The 22,261-nt window shown below is 64.6% G+C and carries 24 protein-coding genes and 1 pseudogene; 18 read left to right on the top strand and 7 right to left on the bottom strand.

Annotated features, from left to right (window positions below; translation table 11 throughout):
* Nucleotides 1-55: 55 nt before the first annotated feature.
* Both pcaD and ACVW16_RS05570 read right to left on the bottom strand, forming a co-directional pair.
* Nucleotides 56-838: a 3-oxoadipate enol-lactonase gene (gene pcaD / locus ACVW16_RS05575; protein WP_456704362.1), complete on the bottom strand. Its 783-nt coding sequence runs from the start codon at nucleotides 836-838 to the stop codon at nucleotides 56-58.
* A 15-nt stretch (nucleotides 839-853) separates the two neighbouring features.
* A complete protein-coding gene (locus ACVW16_RS05570) occupies nucleotides 854-2,209 on the bottom strand; it encodes a 3-carboxy-cis,cis-muconate cycloisomerase (RefSeq protein ID WP_456735576.1) in 1,356 nt (451 codons plus the stop codon).
* A 172-nt stretch (nucleotides 2,210-2,381) separates the two neighbouring features.
* Between ACVW16_RS05570 and ACVW16_RS05565 the strand changes: the two genes are divergently transcribed.
* From ACVW16_RS05565 to ACVW16_RS05530, 8 genes and pseudogenes are all read left to right on the top strand, one after another.
* Nucleotides 2,382-2,828, top strand: a complete 447-nt coding sequence (locus ACVW16_RS05565) for an SRPBCC family protein (protein WP_456704361.1) — start codon at nucleotides 2,382-2,384, stop codon at nucleotides 2,826-2,828.
* 138 nt (nucleotides 2,829-2,966) lie between these two features.
* Entirely contained in the window at nucleotides 2,967-3,452 is a 486-nt protein-coding gene (locus ACVW16_RS05560; protein ID WP_092227994.1) for a (2Fe-2S)-binding protein, read from the top strand.
* 30 nt (nucleotides 3,453-3,482) lie between these two features.
* Nucleotides 3,483-4,289 carry an FAD binding domain-containing protein gene (locus ACVW16_RS05555; protein ID WP_456704360.1) on the top strand — a complete coding sequence of 269 codons (807 nt, stop codon included), beginning with the start codon at nucleotides 3,483-3,485 and terminating at the stop codon, nucleotides 4,287-4,289.
* A gap of 61 nt (nucleotides 4,290-4,350) precedes the next feature.
* Entirely contained in the window at nucleotides 4,351-5,259 is a 909-nt protein-coding gene (locus ACVW16_RS05550) for an AAA family ATPase (RefSeq protein ID WP_426419143.1), read from the top strand.
* A gap of 67 nt (nucleotides 5,260-5,326) precedes the next feature.
* Nucleotides 5,327-6,530: pseudogene (locus tag ACVW16_RS05545) on the top strand (vWA domain-containing protein).
* Nucleotides 6,531-6,542: 12 nt separating this feature from the next.
* A complete protein-coding gene (locus ACVW16_RS05540; protein ID WP_008564652.1) occupies nucleotides 6,543-6,866 on the top strand; it encodes an XdhC family protein in 324 nt (107 codons plus the stop codon).
* Between the two features lie 2 nt (nucleotides 6,867-6,868).
* Nucleotides 6,869-7,570: an XdhC family protein gene (locus ACVW16_RS05535; protein WP_456704358.1), complete on the top strand. Its 702-nt coding sequence runs from the start codon at nucleotides 6,869-6,871 to the stop codon at nucleotides 7,568-7,570.
* On the top strand, nucleotides 7,567-9,171 hold the full coding sequence (locus tag ACVW16_RS05530) for an NTP transferase domain-containing protein (RefSeq protein WP_456704357.1): 1,605 nt from the start codon (nucleotides 7,567-7,569) through the stop codon (nucleotides 9,169-9,171). The genes ACVW16_RS05535 and ACVW16_RS05530 overlap by 4 nt, the downstream gene beginning before the upstream one ends.
* A 45-nt stretch (nucleotides 9,172-9,216) precedes the next feature.
* Here the strand turns inward: ACVW16_RS05530 and ACVW16_RS05525 are convergent, their stop codons facing one another.
* Nucleotides 9,217-9,708, bottom strand: coding sequence for an avidin/streptavidin family protein (locus ACVW16_RS05525; protein ID WP_456735575.1), 492 nt, complete (start codon nucleotides 9,706-9,708; stop codon nucleotides 9,217-9,219).
* 180 nt (nucleotides 9,709-9,888) lie between these two features.
* Here ACVW16_RS05525 and ACVW16_RS05520 point away from each other — a divergent pair, with 180 nt between their 5' ends.
* The gene (locus ACVW16_RS05520; protein WP_456704355.1) at nucleotides 9,889-10,278 is read left to right on the top strand and encodes a DUF4189 domain-containing protein; all 390 of its coding nucleotides are present in this window, start codon (nucleotides 9,889-9,891) and stop codon (nucleotides 10,276-10,278) included.
* Between the two features lie 18 nt (nucleotides 10,279-10,296).
* Here ACVW16_RS05520 and ACVW16_RS05515 read toward each other — a convergent pair whose 3' ends face one another.
* Nucleotides 10,297-12,117, bottom strand: coding sequence for a CYTH and CHAD domain-containing protein (locus ACVW16_RS05515; protein WP_456735574.1), 1,821 nt, complete (start codon nucleotides 12,115-12,117; stop codon nucleotides 10,297-10,299).
* Between the two features lie 199 nt (nucleotides 12,118-12,316).
* On the opposite strand from ACVW16_RS05515, the gene ACVW16_RS05510 reads away from it, so the two are divergent.
* Complete coding sequence (locus ACVW16_RS05510; RefSeq protein WP_456704353.1) at nucleotides 12,317-12,727, top strand: DUF2000 family protein; 411 nt, start codon at nucleotides 12,317-12,319, stop codon at nucleotides 12,725-12,727.
* Between the two features lie 147 nt (nucleotides 12,728-12,874).
* Here ACVW16_RS05510 and ACVW16_RS05505 read toward each other — a convergent pair whose 3' ends face one another.
* From ACVW16_RS05505 to ACVW16_RS05495, 3 genes are read right to left on the bottom strand one after another with little or no spacing between them, the layout of a single operon-like run.
* Nucleotides 12,875-13,288, bottom strand: a complete 414-nt coding sequence (locus ACVW16_RS05505) for a GFA family protein (protein WP_456704352.1) — start codon at nucleotides 13,286-13,288, stop codon at nucleotides 12,875-12,877.
* An 11-nt stretch (nucleotides 13,289-13,299) separates the two neighbouring features.
* Entirely contained in the window at nucleotides 13,300-13,776 is a 477-nt protein-coding gene (locus ACVW16_RS05500; RefSeq protein ID WP_456704351.1) for an SRPBCC family protein, read from the bottom strand.
* Nucleotides 13,773-14,108: an ArsR/SmtB family transcription factor gene (locus ACVW16_RS05495; RefSeq protein WP_456735573.1), complete on the bottom strand. Its 336-nt coding sequence runs from the start codon at nucleotides 14,106-14,108 to the stop codon at nucleotides 13,773-13,775. Before ACVW16_RS05495 ends, ACVW16_RS05500 begins: the two co-directional genes overlap by 4 nt.
* A gap of 106 nt (nucleotides 14,109-14,214) precedes the next feature.
* Between ACVW16_RS05495 and ACVW16_RS05490 the strand changes: the two genes are divergently transcribed.
* The 8 genes from ACVW16_RS05490 to ACVW16_RS05455 all read left to right on the top strand — a co-directional run bounded on the left by ACVW16_RS05490 (nucleotide 14,215) and on the right by ACVW16_RS05455 (nucleotide 22,181).
* Nucleotides 14,215-14,898, top strand: a complete 684-nt coding sequence (locus ACVW16_RS05490; RefSeq protein ID WP_456704349.1) for a TetR/AcrR family transcriptional regulator — start codon at nucleotides 14,215-14,217, stop codon at nucleotides 14,896-14,898.
* Nucleotides 14,895-15,683 carry an HlyD family secretion protein gene (locus ACVW16_RS05485; RefSeq protein ID WP_456704348.1) on the top strand — a complete coding sequence of 263 codons (789 nt, stop codon included), beginning with the start codon at nucleotides 14,895-14,897 and terminating at the stop codon, nucleotides 15,681-15,683. The genes ACVW16_RS05490 and ACVW16_RS05485 overlap by 4 nt, the downstream gene beginning before the upstream one ends.
* Complete coding sequence (locus ACVW16_RS05480; RefSeq protein ID WP_456704347.1) at nucleotides 15,680-16,615, top strand: ABC transporter ATP-binding protein; 936 nt, start codon at nucleotides 15,680-15,682, stop codon at nucleotides 16,613-16,615. The genes ACVW16_RS05485 and ACVW16_RS05480 overlap by 4 nt, the downstream gene beginning before the upstream one ends.
* Nucleotides 16,616-16,621: 6 nt before the next feature.
* Nucleotides 16,622-17,785, top strand: a complete 1,164-nt coding sequence (locus tag ACVW16_RS05475) for an ABC transporter permease (RefSeq protein ID WP_456735572.1) — start codon at nucleotides 16,622-16,624, stop codon at nucleotides 17,783-17,785.
* A gap of 30 nt (nucleotides 17,786-17,815) precedes the next feature.
* On the top strand, nucleotides 17,816-19,117 hold the full coding sequence (locus tag ACVW16_RS05470; RefSeq protein WP_456735571.1) for an adenylate/guanylate cyclase domain-containing protein: 1,302 nt from the start codon (nucleotides 17,816-17,818) through the stop codon (nucleotides 19,115-19,117).
* 122 nt (nucleotides 19,118-19,239) lie between these two features.
* Nucleotides 19,240-19,971 carry a GntR family transcriptional regulator gene (locus tag ACVW16_RS05465; RefSeq protein ID WP_456704344.1) on the top strand — a complete coding sequence of 244 codons (732 nt, stop codon included), beginning with the start codon at nucleotides 19,240-19,242 and terminating at the stop codon, nucleotides 19,969-19,971.
* Nucleotides 19,972-20,020: 49 nt separating this feature from the next.
* Complete coding sequence (locus tag ACVW16_RS05460) at nucleotides 20,021-21,265, top strand: MFS transporter (RefSeq protein ID WP_456735570.1); 1,245 nt, start codon at nucleotides 20,021-20,023, stop codon at nucleotides 21,263-21,265.
* Between the two features lie 22 nt (nucleotides 21,266-21,287).
* Nucleotides 21,288-22,181, top strand: a complete 894-nt coding sequence (locus tag ACVW16_RS05455) for an amidohydrolase family protein (protein WP_456704342.1) — start codon at nucleotides 21,288-21,290, stop codon at nucleotides 22,179-22,181.
* The last annotated feature ends 80 nt before the right edge of the window (nucleotides 22,182-22,261 follow it).

Genomic DNA, 22,261 nt, shown 5'->3' with positions numbered 1-22,261 from the left:
ACTGTCTCTGCGGAAAGATTCTGGTGCTTCGCTTCGCTCGCAATGATGGTCTTGGTCAGCGTTGCGTCAAGAATCCCACCACCGCGTCGGTGAACGCATGCGGCTGCTCGACATTGGAAATGTGGGCGGCGTCGATGATGGTCATGCTGGCGCCGGGAATGTTCGAGCGGATCAATTCGCCGGCCGAGATCGGCGTCGCCATGTCGTGGCGGCCGGCGATCACCAGCGTCGGGCTCTTGATCTCAGGCAGCATCGCGCGCTGGTCGAGCGTCGACAGTGCCTCGCAACAGGCGAGATAGCCTTCGACCGGCGTGGACAGCAGCATCGCCTTCATCCTGGCGGTGATGTCGGGCTCGCGCTCACGGAAATCCTGGGTGAGCCAGCCGGCGATCACGCCGTCGGCGACCGCCGCGAGGCCGCCCTTCTTCACGGCGTCGATGCGCTCCAGCCATTTGGTCGGCTCGGCATAGTAGCAGGAGGTGTTGGCGAGGATGAGCTTGCCGAACCGCTCGGGTGCGTTGGCGCCCAGCCATTGCCCGACCATGCCGCCCATCGACAGGCCGCACCAGTGCACCTTCTCGATGTTGAGATCGTCGAGGATTGCCAGCACGTCGCGGCCGAAGCGCTCCATCGTATAGGGCGGGGGCGGTACGCTGGACTTGCCATGGCCGCGCCGGTCATAGCGGATGACGCGGAACACCTGCGTCAGCGCCTTCATCTGCGGCTCCCACATCTGCAGCGTGCAGCCGAGCGAGTTGGAAAGCATCAGGGTCGGCCCGCCATCGCGGCCCTCGACGGAGACGTTGAGCAGGCAACCGTCGGCATCGATCATGGGCATCGTGGCGTCTCCGTTCTATTCGCGCTCAAGGCCGTCGAGCAGGCGATCAATCAGAGCCTGCGAGGCTCCTTGATAGGCCATTGGCTCGAACAATGCCGCAATTTTCTCAGGCGTCAGATGCGCGGTGACCTGCGAATCGGCCGAGAGCACCTCGCGCAGATGCCTCTTCTCGGCAACCGCTCGCTTGCTCGCGGCCTCGATCAGGTGATGCGCATCGCTCTTGCCGATCTTGTCGGCGAGCGCAAACGTGACGGCCTCCGCCATGATCAACCCATGCGTCGCATCGAGATTGCTGCGCATGCGCGCGGCATCGACGTCGAGCCCTTCGGCGATGTCGACGATGGCGGCAAGCGCGCCTGATGTGACCAGCATCAATTGCGGCAGCGTTGGCCATTCCGCGTGCCAGGGGCCGGCGCTGCGCTCGTGGTCCTGCACCTGGGCTGCAAAGATCGTCGCAGCGAGCTGTGGCGCCATGGTTGCGCAGCCGAGCGCGCTTGCGGCTGCGACAGGGTTACGCTTGTGCGGCATCGTCGAGGAGCCGCCGCGGCCTTCGCCGGCGGGCTCGAAGGCTTCGCCGACATCGGTCTGCATCATCAGCGAGACGTCGCGCGCGATCTTGCCGCAGCTGCCCGCGAGAATCGCAAACGCCGAAGCTGCCTCCGCGATGCGGTCGCGATGGGTGTGCCAGGGCGCTTCGGGCAGGGCCAGGTTCAGCTCCTGCGCCAGCCGTTCGGCCACCGCCAGCCCCTTGTCGCCGAGGGCGGCGAGCGTGCCGGCGGCACCGCCGAATTGCAGGGCGAGGCCCTCACGGCGCAGCCGCCGCAGGCGGCAGCGGGCGCGGGCGAGGCTTGCGGCATATCCAGCTGCCTTCAACCCGAACGGCATCGGCAGCGCATGCTGGAGCCAGGTCCGCGCCACCATCGCGCTGTTGCGATGGGTGCGAGCCAGCGCGGCAAACCCCTTGATGGCCCGGCTGAGGTCGGGGTCGAGCGCATCGATTGCTGCGCGCAAGGTCAGCATGGTCGCGGTGTCGATAACGTCCTGGCTCGTTGCGCCCCAATGCACGTAGCGCGCAGCCTCGGCGTCCGTCTTTGCAACATGGGCGGTCAGCATCTTGACCAGGGGGATGGCGAGATTGCCTGACCGGGTCGCGGCCTCGGCCAGGGCGCCGATGTCGAGGCTGTCGGCCCTGCAGGCGGTTTGGATCGGGCCCACCGCGGCTTCCGGAATCACACCCGCCGCAGCCTCGGCCCGGGCCAGGGCTGCCTCGAAATCGAGCATGTTTTGCAGGGTGGCGCGGTCGTCGCAGACGGCGCGCATGGCGGCGCTCGACAGCATCGGCGCAAGCAGGGGAGAGAGGGGTGTACTCATGTTGCGCGGGACCTAACCACCATGACCCGGCTGTGCCAATCCCTGAGTGAGCGTACAAGGCTTTTTGCAGGTGCGAATATGCATTGCAAGTGAGCGGGTGCCGCTCTTTCCTTTGCGGCCTCCCTGCGTTACTTGAGCAATCTTGTTCTGATGCGATCCCCGGGAGGCGCCCATGGCCATGACGATGAACGGCGAAGTCCAGCTTGCGGCGCCGCGCGAGGCTGTGTGGGAAAAGCTCAACGACCCCGCGGTGCTGAAGGCCTGCATCCCCGGCTGCGAGGAGCTGGAGAAGACCGACGACGGCGGCTTTCGCGCCACGGCGAAAATGAAGGTCGGCCCGGTCTCGGCGCGCTTCAGGGGCAAGGTGACGCTCTCCGATCTCGATCCGCCGAACGGCTACAAGATCTCGGGCGAGGGCGAGGGCGGCGTGGCCGGCTTCGCCAAGGGCGGCGCGGCCGTGAAGCTCGCCGAGAAGGATGGCGGCACGCTGCTCTCCTACGAGGTCGAGGCGCAGATCGGCGGCAAGCTTGCGCAGCTCGGCCAGCGCCTGATCAACGGCACTGCCAAGAAGCTGGCCGACGAGTTTTTCGCGAATTTCGCCAAGGCGGTACAGGGCTGAACGCCCCCACTTTCGTCATGGCACCGTGCGCCCGGGGCGATGTTGCCCCCGGCCATAATGGCCCATATGATGGGTTGGAATAATTATAAGAAAGAACCGCTTCGACGGGACCCGTCGGGGCGCTGATAGAGAGTGCTTATGGCAAAAATCTCCCTCATCGTGAACGGCAATCCTGTCAACGGCAATGTCGACCCGCGTACGCTTCTGGTGCAGTTCCTGCGCGAGAATCTGCGGCTGACCGGTACGCATGTCGGCTGCGACACCTCGCAGTGCGGCGCCTGCGTCGTGCATCTCGACGGCAAGGCCGTGAAATCCTGCACCACGCTGGCCGTGATGGCCGACGGCCACGAGGTCAAGACCATCGAGGGACTGGCGGCCGATGGCGCGCCGCTGCATCCGATGCAGGAGGCCTTCCGTGAGCACCATGGCCTGCAGTGCGGCTTCTGCACGCCCGGCATGATCATGACCGCGATCGATATCGTGCATCGCAAGGGCCACGAGCTCGACGACCATACGATCCGGGAAGAACTTGAAGGCAATCTCTGCCGCTGCACCGGCTACCAGAACATCGTCGCCTCGATCGCCGCCGGCGCGAAGGCAATGGCGAAATCCGATCTCGCGTAACCGCGCGCCCTCCGCGATCAGGACATCCAGATGTACGAATTCAAATACCACCGCCCCGGCACCGTCCGGCAGGCCGCCAATCTTCTGGTCAAGAACGAAGACGCAAAGGTCATCGCCGGCGGCCACACGCTGATTCCGGTCATGAAGCAGCGCCTCGCAAGCCCGCCGCATCTGGTCGACCTCTCCCATATCGAGGGGCTCGACACGATCGAGATGAAGGGCCGTTCGCTGGTGATCGGCGCGACCGCCAAGCATGCCGAGGTCGCGACATCAGCCATCGTCGGCGAGGCCATTCCGGCGCTGGCCAGTCTCGCCAGCCAGATCGGCGATCCCGCGGTGCGCCACAAGGGCACGATCGGCGGCTCGCTCGCCAACAACGACCCGACCGCGGATTATCCGGCCGCCGTGCTCGCGCTCGGCGCCACCATCGTCACCAACAAGCGTCGCCTCAAGGCCGAAGAGTTTTTCCAGGGCCTGTTCTCGACCGCGCTCGAAGCCGACGAGATCATCACCAAGGTAATGTTCCCGCTGCCGAAGAAGGCCGCCTACGTCAAGTTCCGCAACCAGGCTTCGCGTTACGCGCTGGTCGGCGTGTTCGTGGCGCGGCGTCCCTCGGACGTGCGCGTCGCCGTCACCGGGGCCGGCTCGGACGGCGTGTTCCGCGTCGAGGCGTTCGAGGAGGCGCTGAAGAAGCGGTTCGCCTCAAAGGCTATCGAAGGCATCGAGGTGCCGGCGGAAGGGCTCAACAGCGACATCCACGGCAGCGCCGAATATCGTGCGCATCTCATCGGCGTACTGACGCGGCGCGCCCTTGATGCGGCTAACGCCAAGGGGTGAGTGAACCTCACGCCTCGGCCAAACTTGTCCCGGGTAGGGGCGTAGCGAGACTGGCTTTTTCATGACTTCAGCGACCCTGCCGGCATCGGTCGATGCGATGCTCGAACTCTTGACGTCGCGCGGCTATCTCGCCGAGCGGTCGCTGGCGACGGTGACGTATCTCTCGCTGCGCATGGGCCGGCCGCTGTTTCTTGAAGGCGAGGCCGGCGTCGGCAAGACCGAGATCGCAAAGGTGCTGTCGGCGGCGCTGGGACGAAAGCTGATTCGCCTGCAGTGCTACGAAGGCCTCGACGTCTCGTCCGCCGTCTACGAGTGGAACAGCGCCGCGCAGATGATCGCGATCCGGATGGCGGAAGCGGCGGGTGACACAGATCGCGAGCAGCTGTCGAGCGACATCTTCGCCGACCGCTATATGATCAAGCGGCCGCTGCTCCAGGCGCTCGAGCCTGACGTGGCAGGTCCCCCGGTGCTGCTGATCGACGAGCTCGACCGCGCCGACGAGGCGTTCGAAGCCTATCTGTTGGAAATCCTCAGCGACTTCCAGGTGACGATCCCCGAATTCGGTACCGTGAAGGCGCCGCATCCGCCGATCGTCATCATCACTTCCAACCGCACCCGTGAGATCCACGACGCGCTGAAGCGGCGCTGCCTTTATCACTGGGTCGATTATCCCGCCGCCGATCGGGAGCTTGCGATCGTGAAGTCGCGCGTGCCCGGCATCTCGGCGAAGCTGTCGCAGCAGGTGGTTCGCTTCGTGCAGGCGCTGCGCAACCAGGACTTCTACAAGTCGCCGGGCGTTGCCGAGACCATCGACTGGGCGACAGCCTTGTCCGAGCTCGATGCCCGCTCCCTGACCCCCCAGGTGGTCGGCGATACGCTGGGCGCGCTGCTCAAATACCAGGACGACATCACGCGGATGCAGGGCGACACCCTGCAAAAGGTGCTGAAGGAAGCGACGAGCGAGAATTGATGTCGCGTCTCCACTGAGCCCGTCATTCGGCGTGCCGCGACGGAATGACGAGCGGGAGTACCCAACCATGGCCGTCAACCACCTTGCACCCGAGCAAACCGAGCAATTCGCCGACAACATCGTCGGCTTTGCCCGCGCGCTCCGCGCGACCGGCATGCCGGTCGGTCCCGGTGCGGTGATCGACGCCATGAATGCGCTTCAGGTGATCGACATCGGCAGCCGCGCCGACGTCTTCACCACGCTGGAATCGATCTTCGTCATGCGCCACGAGCATGCGCAGATCTTCAAGCAGGCCTTCAACCTGTTCTTCCGCGCCTCGGAAGAGTGGAAGCACATGCTGGATTCGGTGCCGCTGCCGGAGCAGGCCAAGAAGAAGCCGCAGGCCGGCGCCCGGCGCGTGCAGGAAGCGATGTCGCAGCCGCGGATGACGGAGACGCCGCAGCACCAGGAGCAGGATCTGCGTCTCTCGGTGTCCGACCAGGAGATCCTTCAGAAGAAGGATTTTGCGCAGATGAGCGCAGCCGAGATCGCCGAGGCGCTCCGTGCCATCGAGATGATGCGGCTGCCGCAGGCGGAGCTGCTGACGCGCCGGCATCAGCCTGATGCGCGGGGCTTGCGGCTCGACATGCGCAGAACGCTGCGCGCATCCCTGCGCACCGGCGGCGATATCATCGACATCCATCGCCTCGGGCGGATCGAAAAGCCGGCCCCGATCGTCGCGCTGCTCGACATCTCGGGATCGATGAGCGAGTACACACGTCTGTTCCTTCATTTCCTGCATGCCATCGGCGATGCGCGCAAGCGGGTCTCGGTGTTCCTGTTCGGCACGCGTCTCACCAACGTCACCCGCGCGCTGCGGCAGCGCGATCCGGACGAGGCGCTGGCGAGCTGTTCGGCCGCGGTCGAGGATTGGGCGGGCGGCACGAGGATCTCGGCCTCGCTGCACAACTTCAACAAATTGTGGGCGCGGCGGGTGCTGAGCCAGGGCGCCATCGTGCTCTTGATCTCCGACGGGCTGGAGCGGGAGGCCGATTCCAGGCTCGCCTTCGAGATGGACCGGCTGCACCGCTCATGCCGGCGGCTGATCTGGCTCAACCCCTTGTTGCGGTTCGGCGGCTTCGAGGCCAAGGCCCAGGGCATCAAAATGATGCTCCCGCACGTTGGACGAATTCCGGCCCGTGCATAATTTGAGTTCGATCCAGGAGTTGATCACCACGCTGTCCCGGCCGCTGCCGCCGCATCACCGCAGCCTGATCCGCCCCGCAGCCTGAGAGGCCAAGCCCATGCTCGATCGCGACGAGGATATCCTGAAGGCGGCGGAGGACTGGCAAAAGGCCGGCCGTGGCGTCGCGCTGGCCACCGTTGTTGAAACCTGGGGCTCGGCCCCGCGCCCGGCGGGCTCGAGCCTCGTCATCAACGACGAGGGCACGTTTCTTGGCTCCGTCTCGGGTGGCTGCGTCGAGGGGGCCGTGGTCACCGAGGCCATGGACGTGATCGAGAGCGGCAAGCCGAAGATGCTCGAGTTCGGCGTCGCCGACGAGACCGCCTGGAACGTCGGTCTGTCCTGCGGCGGCACCATCCGCGTGTTCGTCGAGAAGGTCGGCTAGCCGTGAAGCTCGCAATCCTGCACGAACTGAACACAGAGCGGGCCGCGCGCCGGCCCGTGATTTTGGTGACCGACACCGAGAGCGGCGAGCAGCGCCTGGTGAAAGCAGCTGACTTCGCCAGGGATCCGCTGCGCGCCGAGCTGGACAAGCAGCTTCGCATGGGCAAGAGCGCCAATGTCGAGTCCGGTGGCAAGAAGCTGTTCCTGAACGTCTACGCGCCGACCGCAAAGCTCGTCATCGTCGGCGCCGTCCATATCAGCCAAGCCCTGGCGCCGTTGGCGCGCTCGCTCGGCTATGACGTCACCGTGGTCGATCCGCGTACGGCGTTCGCGAGCCCCGAGCGCTTTCCCGATGTTCCGCTGGTCGCCGAATGGCCCGATACCGCGCTGCCGCCGCTCAATGTCGATGCCTACACCGCTTTCGTTGCGGTGACGCACGATCCCAAGATCGACGATCCCGCGCTGCTCCATGCCTTCGAGCGCAATTGCTTCTATATCGGTGCGCTCGGCTCGCGGAAGACCCATGCCAAGCGCGGCGACCGGTTGCGGGCGCAGGGCGCGAGGGATAGCGACATCGCGCGCATCCACGCGCCCATTGGGCTCCCGATCGGCGCAGTCTCGCCGTCCGAGATCGCCGTGGCGATCATGGCCGAGATCACGGCGGTGCTTCGGCTGCCACCCAAAGCAAAAGAAGAAGCGGCATGAAGTTTGGACCGGCGAGCCCCAGGGATGCGATCGGCGGGGTGACCGTCCACACCTTGCGCCAGGGTCCGCTGGTGCTGAAGAAGGGCACGACGATCGGGGCCGCCGAGGTCGAAACGCTGGAGCGTGCCGGCATCAAGGACATCGTCGTGGTGCGGATGGAGGAGGGGGACGTTTCCGAGGACGTCGCGGCCGCCAGCATCGCGCTTGCGATCGGCGGCGAGGGCATTCATGTCGAGCGCGCCTTCACCGGCCGCGCCAATTTGTTCGCCGCGCAGCCCGGCGTGCTGGTCATCGACCGCGCCGCGGTCGATCGTATCAACAATATCGACGAGGCCATCACTTTCGCGACCCTCTCGGCTTACAAGCCGGTGGTCGAGGGCGAAATGGTCGGCACCGTCAAGATCATCCCGTTCGGCGTTGAAGGCAGCTTGCGCGATGCCGCGGTGAAGGCGGCCGGCAAAAATGTGCTGAAGGTTGCGCCTTACGTCGTCAAGCGCGTCGGCGTGGTCTCGACGCTGCTGCCGGGCCTTTCTTCCAAGGTCGTCGACAAGACGCTGCGCGTCACCGCCGAGCGCCTCGCGCCGGCGGGCGCCGCGATCATCGCCGAGCGGCGCGTTCAGCATGACGAGCGCGCGCTGTCGGCTGCGATCAAGGAATTGCTCGCGCTTGGCGCCGAGCTCGTGATCGTGTTCGGGGCATCGGCGATCGCCGACCGCCGCGATGTGATTCCCGCTGCGGTTACCGGAATTGGCGGTGAGATCGAGCATTTCGGCATGCCTGTTGATCCCGGCAATCTGCTGCTGATCGCACGCGCCGGCAACGTGCCGGTGCTGGGTGCGCCGGGCTGCGCGCGTTCGCCGGTCGAAAACGGTTTCGACTGGGTGCTGATGCGGCTCCTGGCCGGCATCGAGGTGACGCGCTCCGAGCTGATGGGCATGGGCGTCGGTGGCCTCCTGATGGAAATCGTCACGCGCCCGCAGCCGCGCGCAAAACCCGAGACCGAGGGCAACAGCCAGGTCGCCGCCATCGTGCTCGCAGCGGGGCGCTCCACCCGCATGGGCGGACCGAACAAGCTCCTCGCCGAGCTCGACGGCAAGAAGCTGGTGCGGATCGCGACCGAGCAGGCGCTGGCTTCGAAAGCATCCGAGGTGATCGTCGTTACCGGCCATCAAACCGAGCTGGTGGAGCAGGCGCTGCAAGGCCTGAAGGTGCGTTTCGTCAAGAACCCGGATTTCGCCGGCGGCATCGCGAGCTCGGTCAAAGCAGGCATCGCCGCGGTGTCCGACGCATGCGACGGCGCCGTGGTTTGCCTTGGCGACATGCCGCTGATCGATGCCGGCCTGATCGATCGCCTGATCGACGGCTTCGCGCCGGATCGTGGCAATCTCATCGTCGTGCCCGTGAGCGAAGGCCGCCGCGGCAATCCCGTGCTGTGGTCGCGCCGTTTCTTCAAGGAGTTGATGACGCTCGACGGCGATGTCGGCGCGCGGCATCTGATCGCCAGGCACACCGAAGCGGTCGCTGAAGTGCCGGTGGACGGTGAGGGCGCGTTCCTCGACATCGACACGCCGCAGGCGCTGGAAGCGGCACGACGGGGATAGGCAGCGCCGTGATGCGATAGGTTGCGCACCACCTTCGCCGCTCGCCTACTTCTTCGTGTTCGACAGCTTCTCGTTGGCGGCCTTCAGGTCGACCCCACTCTTCGTCAGCAGGGCCTTGTCGCCGCTGCTGAACGTGAAGGTATCGGCGCCCGCGCTGATGCCGTTCCATGCGACGGCCTCTCCCAGCGACAGATACCACAGTCCCTGGAATCCAGATGAGTTATTGAGCTGTCCGGTCCAGACGGTGGTCGAGCCGCAGCCGAGGAAATTCACCGAGAAGCTGATCGCGGTGCCGGTGTTGCCGTAGGCCAGCCAGCCCGTCACGCCCTGCGGCTTGCCCTCGTCGCAGCTGCTTGTTGCGTTGTTGGTGTAGGTCCCCCTGATCGCACCCGTGTTCTGGTCGAAGCCAGTGATGGCCAGGATCGAGCCATATTGGTTGGTCCAGGTCCAGTTCACCGCCTGTGCATGCGCGGGCGAAAGTCCGATCAGACAGGCCGACGCGATCATTCCCGGCAGCATTGTTTTGATCGGACGCATGGTCGCCTCCTACGGCTCTGTTTGCAACTTGACGACCGTAAATAACGCGATTTGAAAATACAACCAGAAAGTGTGTTGCCGAGGTCACTAGTCCCGCATCGCTTTTCAACCACTCGTTCACCAAGTGGAAACGACCGGCGCTTAAAGTCGCCCCACCTGCCTTGGGGGGAGGGGTTTTCCATGGGTTCTGATGTCGTCGCGCGCCGTTGCGCGATGTTTTTCTTTGTGCTGTCGGTTTGTATCGCCGGTGCCCGTTATATTACGCAAGCACATGCGGCCGGTGCTTTTGCCGTCGGCAAGTGCGGAGCCTATGGCCAGGCTTATGATTACGGCGCCGAGCACGAGGCGCGCGCCGCTGCGCAGAAACAGTGCAAGGGCGACTGCACGACCGTGACGATGAAGCGCGCCTGCGCGGCGATGTCGGTCGATATGGCCAATCCCTGTGGCGCCTATGGCTATGCGGTGAAGCCGAAGATCTCGGCGACGCTCAATGCCGCCACCCGCGAATGCTACAAATATGGCGGCAAGGAATGCGTGATCCGCGCCTGGGCGTGCGACGCCAAGGGGTGATCAAGTGTTGGGCTGCGATTAGCGCAGCCATCCCGCGTTGGTTTGCACCAGCTTGATCGGCTGCTCCGGCGCGTCGGTCGACCAGGGCACCTTGGCAACGGTGAATTCCGACCAGGCTTTCAGCAAGCGTGCTTCAACGGCGACTATGGCGTGGGCCTGCCAGCCCGCGATCGCCGCCGCCGCCGTGCCGCTGTCGGTCGTTTTGGCGCCGACCTCGGCTAGCAACGACGACGTTGTCGCCATGTCATTGTAGATTCCAAGCTCCTGTTGAAGGACGGCCAGCCTGCGCGAGAACCGCTTTGCGGATTTGCCGTGCCCGCAGAGCGGGAGCAGGAAGTCGGCGACGTAGCGCAGCTTCTTCGCGGCGAGACGGACGCGGTGACGCTCCTCCGTCGGCAGCGATTTGAACTTGCGGCCGCGCTTCAGCACCTTCGCATGCTGCGCCGACAGGACATTGCGGGCGAAGTTGACCGCCGGCTCGGCCAGTTGCCCCAGGCCTTCGGAAGCGACGTCGCTCCGCCAGCCGCGCGCTTCGATCCAGGCGCCAAGCCCGATCACGAAATACTGGCAGCGCCGGTCGGCGAGCGCGAGATGGGCCTGCTCGTAACAGGCCACGCGGCGTTCGTCGGCGAGCACGCCGAGCGCGTCGAAGCCTGCGACCGACGGGCAGCCATCCGCAACGGTGCGCAACGTGTCCTGCCGGAACACATCCCAGTCACGCGCGCCCGAGAGGCGTCCCGTAAGCCACTTTGCTTCGGCGCGCATCAGGTCGAGCTTGGCCACCGAGACCACCGACCGCATCAGGTCGAGCGCGGAGCGCAGGCGGCGCAGCGCGACGCGAAGCTGGTGCATCCCCTCGGGGTCGCGACCGTCCTCGGCCGCAGGCAACGACTGGAGCAAATGCAGAAAGCAGGATCGCAGGATCTCGGAGAAGGCCTCGTCGAGGGATATCGAGGGGTCCAGCCGAAGCTTCGGCGGCTTCGGCGCCCGTGGCGGCGCGTCGGCCGCGAGGTCAAATCCGCGCGCTGATTTGGTCCGGATCGAAGCTTTCACCTGGTCATGCTCGGCGAGCCGCCGCGCGAGCTCCCAGACGGCGGACGGGCTGCCGCTCTTGAGCTCGAGTTCGATGTCGCTGACGGGCAATGACCGGTCGCCAGACGTCAGTTGGCCCCGGTCGAAGGCAACTTCGACGGTGCCGGACGGCAAATCGACCAGGCGCTGATGCCGGTGGATGTCGCTGCTGAAGACGGCTTCGACCGGGTGGCGCGCCAGCTCGGCGCGCAGCTTGTCCGAAACCAGCGGCATGGCCAGCGCGATATCAGGCGCGATCGAAGGCACTGTTGCCTCCCATTCGCCGCGGCGCAGCGGATCGGTGCTGGGTTCCGTTTTTACGGTCTGCGTGAATCGCGTGCCGCTCTGGCGGACCCTGAAGCTGAATCCGGCACGCCGAAGCGCGCGTTTGGGCGTGTCGTAGTAGACGGCCTTGAGATGCTTGCGGGTTCCATTGTTGCGCGCATTCGCGGCGATGATCGGCGCATCGTTGAAGTCAGCCAGACGATCGGAAGCCACGAGCAGCTTGAGTTCGATTTCGGTCACGTGAGGCGCAACAGCGCTGGGCGAAACGGCTTCAGCTGTCGCCACCCCGGCGGGAGCGACGTCGGCCGGCAGGCCGGCGGATGCGGATTTGCTGTGCGGGAGCTCGTCACCGGAGATTTCGGAACCAGGTTTTTGTTCCGCGCCGGAAGCCGCAGTGTGCTTGGCCGCAATGTGTTGATTGTTTGACCCGGCGAGACGCCGCACCGGTTCAAGGGCTCGCTTGATGGCGTCGATTTCGGACATCAGCAGCTTTATGACAGTTCAGTGACAGAGCGCCGAGATATATCCGACTTGGCCTGCGGAGAGAAGCGCAGCCGATAGCAACTCTCATTGAATTTCCGCTCTGTGATCGATGGGGCAATCCGCGTTACATTCACGCCGACAGTCCAATGCTTGGAATTTTCTTTTCTTTCCAGGCGCTTGGACGAGTGTGGGAGAATTCATGAAATTCGATACCAAGATCGCCGTTGTCATTCGCAACGACCTCCAGGCTTGGCAGAAACTCAATGTCGCATCGTTCCTGACGAGCGGCGTCGCTGCCGCCTTTCCGGAGTGCATCGGTGATGCCTATGAGGACGCCTCCTCCACGAAATATCTTGCATTGATCGGCCAACCGATCCTGATCTATGGGGCCGACGGTCCGCAATTGTCGCGCGCACTCGATCGTGCGCTGACGCGCAGCGTCACGCCGGCGGTTTATACCGAGGACATGTTCAGGACCACGCATGACGCCGCCAATCGCGAGGCGGTGAGGGCGATTGCGCGTGCCGATCTCAATCTTGTCGGCATCGCGATGCGCGCCGAACGCAAGGTGATCGACAAGATCGTCGATGGATTGAAGTTTCATGGCTAGTGGGTGTGCCCGACGGCTCCCGCATCGTCATTGCGAGCGCAGCAATCCAGAATCTTTTTGCGGAGGCTTTCTGGATAGCTTCGTCGCTTCAGCGCAAAATTGCTTCGCAATTTTGTCGCGGGCTCCTCGCAAGGACCGACTGCCCAGCTACCCCGGCGGCATCCTCTCGAACTTCGTCAAACCAGGATCGAGCTGATCCCAGTCATACGCACGCATCGCGTAAGTGATCGCTTGCGGCTGGTAGCGGGCGGGCTCGTCGAGGCTCGCGGCGCGGATGGTGAAAATGCCGGGCATGGCCTTGAAGGTCATGTAAACACTCACGCCGCATTCGGCGCAGAAGGCGCGCGTCTTCAAATTGCCGCTGTCGCCAACCATGTCCCACGTCTTGGCTTCGCCCGTCACCGTCACGCCGGCGCGCGCGAAGGTGGCGTAGGAGCCATGTCCGGTGCCGCTTTCACGTTGGCAGTCCCGGCACTGGCAATGGTTGGCGAACAGGGGCTCGCCGGCAATCGAATAGCGGATTGCGCCGCAGGCGCAGCCGCCGGTGTAGGGCTTGTCCATCGTGATACGCCTTACTTGCTTTCGCCGCTGATCTCGTCGAGCTGCCGCACGACCTTCTTCCAGCCTCCGCTCATGCCGGTGAAGGCGGTCTCGTTCCTGGGCAGAACGAAGCCGGAATGAACCAGCCGGATTCGCGTGCCGGCTTCGACGGGGGTGAGGGACCACGTCACGATGGTGTCGAGCGGCGCGCCATAGCCGGTGTTGCGTTCGTCGCCGCCCTTCCAGGCGTAGACGAGGCGCCTGTTCGGCATCACCTCCAGCACGCTGCAATGGATGACGCCGTCCCAGTGGCCGCCCGGCGTGGTCTGGAACGTGAAGGCCTTGCCCTCGACAGCCTCGAAACCGGTCGGCTTCATCAGCCAGCGCGCGATCAGCTGCGCACTGGTCAGCACCTTCCAGACAGTCTCGGGCGCATGAGGAAGCACCTCGTCGATGACGATGTCTCTGACGTTTCCTCGGCTCTCGGCTTTCAGCTCGGCTGCACTCACGGGTCGATCTCCTTCAAGAGGTCACGCAGGTTCTGGAGGCGCTCGCGCCAGAAGACGCCGTAATGGTCCATCCAGGTGACCAGCGGCTCGAGTCCTTGGGGTGCAGCGCGGTAATAGACGTTGCGGCCCTCGGCACGCTCGGCGACAAGGCCCGCCTGCTTCAACGATTTCAGATGTTGCGAGATCGCGCCCTGCGTCACGCCGCTGCCGCGCGTCAGTTCGGCGACGCTGATCTCCTTGCCGTCGAAGACGCGCTCGAACACCGCGCGTCGGGTCGGGTCGGCGAGGGCACGCATCACGGCGGTGACGGGATTTGAGACGGCATCGATCATGCGAATAAATTAGTATACGCTAATGCATTAGTCAACACTAATTCGTCTTCATGTCGAGGCTGAGCCCTTGATTGACAATGACTGACTAGTCAGTCATTATGGAGAAATGACGAAGAAGCCCACCAGAGCGGCCGCCGCCAAGGCAGCAAGTCCGAAGCCCCAAGCCGGCGGAGAGATCACCCCGGCGTCGAACCGTGCGACGCGTGCTGCGGAGCGGCGCGATGCGATCGTCGAAGCAGCGATGGAGGAGTTCATCGCGCGCGGCTTTGCCGCGACGCGGCTCGACGACATTGCCAAGCGCGCCGGAGTCGCGAAGGGCACGATCTACCTGCACTTCAAGGACAAGGAATCGATGTTCGAGGAGCTGGTGCGCATCGTGATCGTGCCGGTGGTCGCGCGGCTCACTGCATTGCCGCCGCCGACGGGCTCAGTGCGCGATCTGATCGAGATGTTTGCCGGCAACTTCATCAAGGAGGTCATCGGCACCAAGCGTGGCGATCTCGTCCGCCTGATCGTGGCGGAAGGGCCGCGCTTTCCGGCCGTTGCCGACTTCTATTACCGCGAGGTCGTCTCGCGCGGGATGGCCGGCATGCGCGCGCTGATCGAGCTCGGCATTGCTCGTGGCGAGATCCGCGAGAAGGACCTCGCCCGTTATCCGCAGATCCTGGTCGCGCCCGCGATGATCGCAGTGATCTGGCAGAGCCTGTTTGCGCGCCACGCACCGCTCGACGCGCAGGACATGCTGCGCGTCCATCTCGATTTGATTTTTGGTGAACGGAGGACGACATGAGGTCGTCGCAAAGGATATTTGCAATCGCACTGGCCGTCGTGCTTGCCACCGGACTTGCCGGCTGCAAGGAGAAGCGCGATCCCGGTTTCCAGGGCTGGGTCGAGGCCGACATGATCTATGTCAGCCCGGACGAGGCCGGTCGCGTGACCAAGCTGGATGTCCGCGAGGGCGACGTCGTGAAGGTCGGCGATCCCCTCTATTCCGTCGACGACGATCTCCAGCTTGCCGATCTCAACCAGACCAAGGCGACGCTGGCCAACGCGCAGCAGGTATTTGATCGCGCGGATTCCCTGCGCAAGACCGGCTCGGGCACGCAAGCCGCGCTCGATTCCGCCGTCTCGGATCTGCGCGTCGCACAGGCGCGGGTGGTGACGTCACAGACGCGGTTGGCGCGGCGCAAGGGCTTTGCGCCTGTTGCCGGCACCATCCAGCAGATCTATTTCCGCGAGGGCGAGATGGTGGCGGCGCAGCGGCCGGTGCTCTCGATCATGCCGCCCGGCAACATGAAGCTGCGCTTCTTCGTGCCGGAGACGGAGTTGCCGAAACTGTCTGTTGGCGACGAGGTGCGGGTGGCCTGCGACAATTGCGCCGCCGACCTCACCGCAAAGATCTATTTCATCGCGACCTCTGCGGAATACACCCCGCCCGTGATCTACAGCCTCGATGAGCGCAACAAGCTCGTCTATCTGGTTCAGGCGCGGCCGTCGCGGCCCGATGCCTTGCGGGTGGGCCAACCGATCGACGTCTATCTCAACCCGAAGACCCCGGTGGCGGACAAGCGATGAACGCCGGCGACCACATTGCGATCGATGTCAAGGGCCTGACCAAATCGTTCGGCGGCCGCGAGGTCGTGCACGATCTGTCGATGCAGGTGAAGCGCGGCTCGATCTACGGCTTCCTCGGGCCGAACGGCTCGGGCAAGACCACCACCATCCGCATTCTCTGCGGCCTGCTGACGCCCGATAGCGGCGAGGGCACCTGTCTAGGCTACGACATTTTGACGGACGCCGACAAGATCAAGCGCCAGGTCGGCTATATGACCCAGCGCTTCAGCCTGTATCAGGACCTCTCCGTGCGCGAGAATCTCGAATTCGTCGCGCGGCTCTATGGCCTTGCCGATGCGCGCGGTGCGGCGCGCGACATGATCAAGCGGCTCGGCCTCTCCGGTCGCGAGGCGCAGCTCGCCGGCGAGCTCTCCGGTGGCTGGAAGCAACGGCTGGCGTTGGGCGCCTGCACGCTGCCCAGCCCAAAGCTGTTGTTGCTCGACGAGCCGACGGCCGGAGTCGATCCCAAGGCGCGGCGCGATTTCTGGAACGAGATCCATGCGCTCGCGGCGGAAGGGCTCACCGTGCTGGTTTCTACCCACTACATGGACGAAGCCGAGCGGTGCCACGAGATCGCTTACATCGCCTATGGCCATCTGTTGACCCACGGTACGGTGGAGGAGGTAATCGCGGGATCCAAGCTCACGACCTACACCGTAACAGGCGAGAACTTGAACGACCTCACGGCCGCGCTGTCAGGCAAGCCCGGAATCGACATGGTGGCACCGTTCGGCACCTCCCTGCATGTTTCGGGGCGCGACGTCGCCGCGTTAGAGACCAGCATCGCGCCGTGGCGCGACAACAGCGGTCTTCATTGGCAGAAGGCGGCGCCCTCGCTGGAGGACGTGTTCATCGAGCTGATGGGCCGCTCCAAGGACAATTTTCAGGGATGATTTCCAATGAGCGCCGTCGATCAGCTTGCGCCCGCACATGAGATCAGGGAGCGCTTCGGCTTCTGGAAGCGCTCGTATGCGATGCTGATCAAGGAGTTCATCCAGCTCAGGCGCGACCGCGTTTCGTTCGCGATGATCGTGATGCTGCCGGTGATGCAGCTCCTGCTGTTCGGTTATGCCATCAACACCACGCCGCACAATCTGCCGAGCGCGGTGCTGCTCCAGGAGGATAGCGATCTCGCCCGCTCGGTCCTGAAAGCACTCGAAAACACGGCCTATTTCCACTTCATCTATGAGGTGCATGATGTCGACCAGTTCGACAATCTCCTGAAGTCGGGCAAGGTGTTGTTCGGGGTGGAGATCCCGCGTGGCTTCGAGCGCGCGGTGCGGCGCGGCGACAAGCCGGCGCTGCTGGTTGCGGCCGATGCCACCGATCCGGTCGCCGCGAGCGCGGCGCTCGGCTCGCTCGGTATGATCGTGCAGACCGCACTCGCGCATGATCTTTACATCGGCAATCCCCCGGACCTGCCGTTCGAGATCCGCGCCCATGCCCGTTATAATCCGGCAGCGAATTCCAGCCTCAACATCGTGCCGGGGCTGGTCGGCACCATCCTCACCATGACGATGCTGATCTTCACCGCGTTGTCAGTGACGCGCGAGGTCGAGCGCGGCACCATGGAGGCGCTGTTGTCGATGCCGATCAAGCCGGTCGAGGTCATGTTCGGCAAGATCATCCCTTACGTGCTGGTCGGCTTCGTCCAGGCCTTCCTCATCATCGGCATCGGCGTGGTCCTGTTCGGCGTGCCCGTGCTCGGCAATCTGTTTCTGCTGGCGCTGCTCTCGACCCTGTTCATCACCACCAATCTGGCCATCGGCTACACGATCTCGACGGTCGTGCAGAACCAGCTCCAGGCCATGCAGATGTCGATGATGTTCTTCCTGCCGAGCATCCTGCTGTCAGGCTTCATGTTTCCGTTCGCGGGCATGCCGACCTGGGCGCAATATGTCGGCGAATGCCTGCCCCTGACCCATTATTTGCGCATCGTCCGCGCCATCATGCTGAAGGGCGCGACCATGCAGAATCTGCAGTTCGACGCGCTGGCGCTGACGGCCCTGATGGCGCTTGCCATGGTCATCGCCGTGACGCGCTTCCGCCGCACGCTGGATTGAGGCAGACTGCCCCGGAATCGAGGGGGTGGAATGGTCAGATTTTTGAAAGCCAGGCGGAAAGCCGTCCTGTCGGAGGCGTTCGAACGGGAGCTGACGCGCGAGGTGCTGCGCACCGAGCTGTTGCGGGTGAAGGCGTTGATCGCCACGGGCTGCGTCATCCTGGTCCTGCTCACGGCAACCCTCGTGGTCGATCCTGCCGTCGCAAGCCGGATCTGGCGCGGCACCGACGGCATGGTCCGCGAATATGCTCTCGTGACGGCCTTCATGCTGCTCGAGGTCTGGATCCACGGCCAGATCAGTCGAAATCTCGAGCTCGATCGCGATCTGCCCGTGATCAGGCGCTATGTCGGCGCCTTTATCGAGACGTCGCTGCCGACGCTCATCCTGATCCTCCAGATCCGCAGCATGGGCGCTGGGCCCGCGCTCGGTTTCGTGCTGCCGATGGTCTATTTCATCTTCGTCATTCTTTCGACGCTGCGGCTCGATTTCTGGCTGTCCGCTTTCACCGGATTTGTTGCCGCCGCCGAATTGCTGGCCGTTGCGCTGTATTACAATTCGACCAACGAGACCGGCGAACCTCTGATCTACTTCCACGCGGTACGCAGCATGGTGATCCTGGTCTGCGGCGTGCTGGCGGGCTCCGTCGGCGCGCAGTTGCGGCGGCAATTCGCGGCGAGCATCGCGGCGGCGACCGCGCGCGATCGGGTGACCAACCTGTTCGGCCAGCATGTTTCGCCGCAGGTGGTCGAACGGCTGATGACGCAGGGCACCAGTGCTGCCGGGGATCTCCGCCGCGTCGCCGTGATGTTCGTCGATTTCCGCGGCTTCACCGCCGGTGCGCGGTCGCGTACGCCGCAGGAGGTCGTCGACCGGCTCGACGGCGCGTTCGCGGTGCTGGTCGATATTCTCGATCGCAACGGCGGCATCGTGAACAAGTTTCTCGGCGACGGCTTTCTCGCGCTGTTCGGCGCGCCGCTGGAGGCGTCCGATGCCGCGCATCGATCTGTCGCGGCGGCCCGCGAGATGTTGAGTGCAATGGACCGCATCAATGCGCAGACGAACTGGCCGCTGCGAATCGGCATCGGCATCCATTTCGGCGAGGTCGTCGCCGGCAATATCGGCTCGCCCCGGCGCAAGGAATACACCGTGATCGGGGACACCGTGAACTTCGCCTCGCGGCTCGAGGCGCTCAACAAGGAGTTCGGCTCGCAACTGCTGATCTCCGCATCCGTGCGTGAGGCGCTCGGCGACGACGGCGAGGACGCCGTTGCGCTCGGCGAGGTCACCGTGCGCGGTTACGAGCAGCCGGTCCCGGTGTTTCAATTGGGGTGAAGGGGTCTGCTCGGGTTCGTTTGAAGATGCGCGCGGGCATAGCCCTGCCGCTCTTCGAGCGGTCTTTCGCGGTAATATGGTAGCGCTTGACTTCGTTTTCATCTAGTCATCTATATGACTATATGAATTCCGATCCGCGCGACAGCCGCCTGCCACGCTACCAGCTTCTGCGCGACGACCTCGCCGCGCGGATCAACCGCAATGAATGGCGGCCGGGCGAGCCGATCCCGTCGGAAGCCGAGCTCGGCGCTCATTACGGCGTCGCCATCGGCACCGTGCGCAAGGCGATCGACCAGCTCGTCGCTGATGCCGCGCTGGAGCGCCAGCAGGGGCGCGGCACCTTCGTCCGCCGTGCGCGCTTCAACTCCTCGCTATTCCGCTTTTTCCGCTTCCAGTCCGAAAGCGGCGAGCGGCGCGTGCCGCAGAGCCGCATCCTCAGGCGCAAAAGCGTCCCGGCGACTTCAGCTGTCGCATCGGCGCTGCGCATTCCCGTTGGCGAGCCCGTGATCAGCCTGTCGCGCCTGCGGCTGATCGACGGCGTGCCGCTGCTCGCCGAGGAAATCTGGCTCCAGCAATCGCGTTTCGCCCAAATCCTCGAGATCGAGACCGCCGAGTTCGGTGACCTCCTGTATCCGCTCTATGAAGAGCGCTGCGGCGAAGTGGTGGTCTCCGCCGAGGAAATCCTGACGGTCGAGACCGCCAACCAGATGCAGGCGCGGCTGCTGCGGCTCGAAGCGCATGCACCCCTGATCGTGATCGAGCGTCTCGCGCTGGATCTGGAGCGGCGGCCGATCGAATGGCGTCGCTCGCGCGGGCCGGCGGATCGCTTCCGCTACCACGCCGAGATCCGATGACGGCCGTTTTCAACGACATCAAGCAATAACGCGTACAGGGATAGGAAACATGTCGAACTGGTACAGTGAGAGCTCGCCGCTGGAACGGCGCACGTTCTGGGCAAGCTTCGGCGGCTGGGCACTGGATGCGCTCGATGTCCAGATGTTCGGCCTCGCCATTCCCGCGCTCATCGCGGCCTTCGGTATCGGCAAGGCCGACGCCGGTCTGCTCGGCTCCGTCACATTGTTCTTCGGCGCGTTCGGCGGCTGGCTCGGCGGCGCGCTCGGCGACCGCTTCGGTCGCGTCAAGGCGCTTCAGATCACGGTCGCGACCTTTGCGCTCGCGACATTCGCATCAGCGTTTGCGATGAGCTACACCCAGCTTCTGGTACTCAAGGCGATCCAGGGCCTCGGCTTCGGCGCCGAATGGGCCTGCGGCGCAGTGCTGATGGCTGAGATCATCCGACCCCAACATCGCGGCAGGGCGCTCGGCACGGTGCAGAGTGCCTGGGCCGTCGGCTGGGGCGCGGCGGTGCTGCTGTCCGCGCTGGTCTTCACCTACGCGCCGGCGGACATCGCCTGGCGCATCCTGTTTGCGATCGGATTGTTGCCGGCGCTGCTCATCCTCTTTATCAGGCGCGGGCTGAAGGAGCCGCCGCGCGCCGTTACAAAGGATCGAGATGCGCCGTTCCTCGCCACGCTCTCAGGCATCTTCCACCGCGACGTGCTGCGCTCGACCCTGGTCGGCGGCCTGTTCGGCATCGGCGCCCACGGTGGTTATGCTGCGCTGACGACATTCCTGCCGACCTATTTGCGCCAGGAGCGGCACCTGTCGGTGCTCGGCTCCAGCGGATATCTCGCCGTCATCATCGTCGCCTTCTTCTGCGGCTGCGTCGCGAGCGGGATCATCAGCGACCGCATCGGCCGCCGGGCCAATGTCGCGTTCTTTGCCAGCGCATGCATCGCCACCGTGCTGGTCTACATCTTCGCGCCGCTGACCAACAGCCAGATGCTGGTGCTGGGCTTCCCGCTCGGCTTCTTCTCGGCGGGCATTCCCGCCAGCATGGCGGCGCTGTTCAGCGAGCTCTATCCCGCCGGCGTCCGCGGCACGGGTGTTGGCTTCTGCTACAATTTCGGCCGTATCGTCTCCGCCGCGTTTCCCTTCCTGGTCGGCTTCCTCGGTGACCGCATCGGCCTCGGTCCCGCGATCGGTAGCGATGCGGCCTTTGCCTATGCGCTGGTGCTGATCGCGGTTCTGCTCCTGCCGGAAACCCGCGGCAAGGTGTTCGAGCAAACCGCGGCCACCCACGCCTGACCGAAAATGAGGAGTAACGATCATGACATTGTTCCAGCGCGGCCTGACGCGCCGCAGGTTTGGCGCGGGCCTCGCGTCGCTTGCCACAGTGGTCGCGACCACAGCCAGGAGTGAGGCGGCCTTGCCTGTGATCGACACCCACGCCCATGTCTTCCATCGCGGGCTGAAACTCGCACCGGGCCGCCGCTATGCGCCCGACTATGATGCGCCGCTCTCGCTCTATCTCGAGCAGCTCGATCAGAATGGCACGAGCAACGGCGTGCTGGTGCAGCCGAGCTTTCTCGGCACCGACAATTCCTACCTCGTCGATTGCCTGAAGCACACCGGCGGTCGCCTGCGTGGCATTGCGGTGGTCGATCCCGCCGTCTCCGCGGACGAGTTGCGTTCGCTCGATCGCGCCGGCGTGGTCGGCATTCGCCTCAATCTCGTCGGCCAGCCTTTGCCCGAGCTTGCTTCGGACGAATGGAAGAGATTGCTCGCAGACGTGAAGGCAATGGGCTGGCAGGTCGAGATCCAGCGCAACGCGGCCGATCTCGCCGTGCTCGTGCCGCACCTGCTCGATCATGGCGTCCCTGTCGTGCTCGATCATTACGCGCTGCCGGATCCCAAGCTCGGCGTGGCCGATCCCGGTTTTCAGTCGGTGCTGAAGCTGGGCGCGACCGGGAATGTGTGGGTCAAAGTCTCGGCGCCATATCGCAACGGGCCGGCCGGTGAGAGCTTTGCCAAGGAAGCGTATCCGCTGCTGCGCAGTGCTTACGGCCTCGATCGCCTGCTCTGGGGCAGCGACTGGCCGCACACGCAGTTCGAGGCAACGCAGACTTACGCCAAGAACCGGCAATTCCTCGACACGCTCGTCGTCGACGGGCGCGAGCGGGCGCAAGTGCTGGCCTCGCCGCGATCTCTCTTCCGTTTCTGACGCGCGTCGCGATTGCTCCGATTGCTCTCTATTTTGGGGCATGACGGGCGATGTTTTGGGCTTGTAGAGTGCTGCGCGAG

This window comes from Bradyrhizobium sp. USDA 4474 (assembly GCF_054057515.1).
This window is presented reverse-complemented; position numbering and strand designations above follow the sequence as displayed.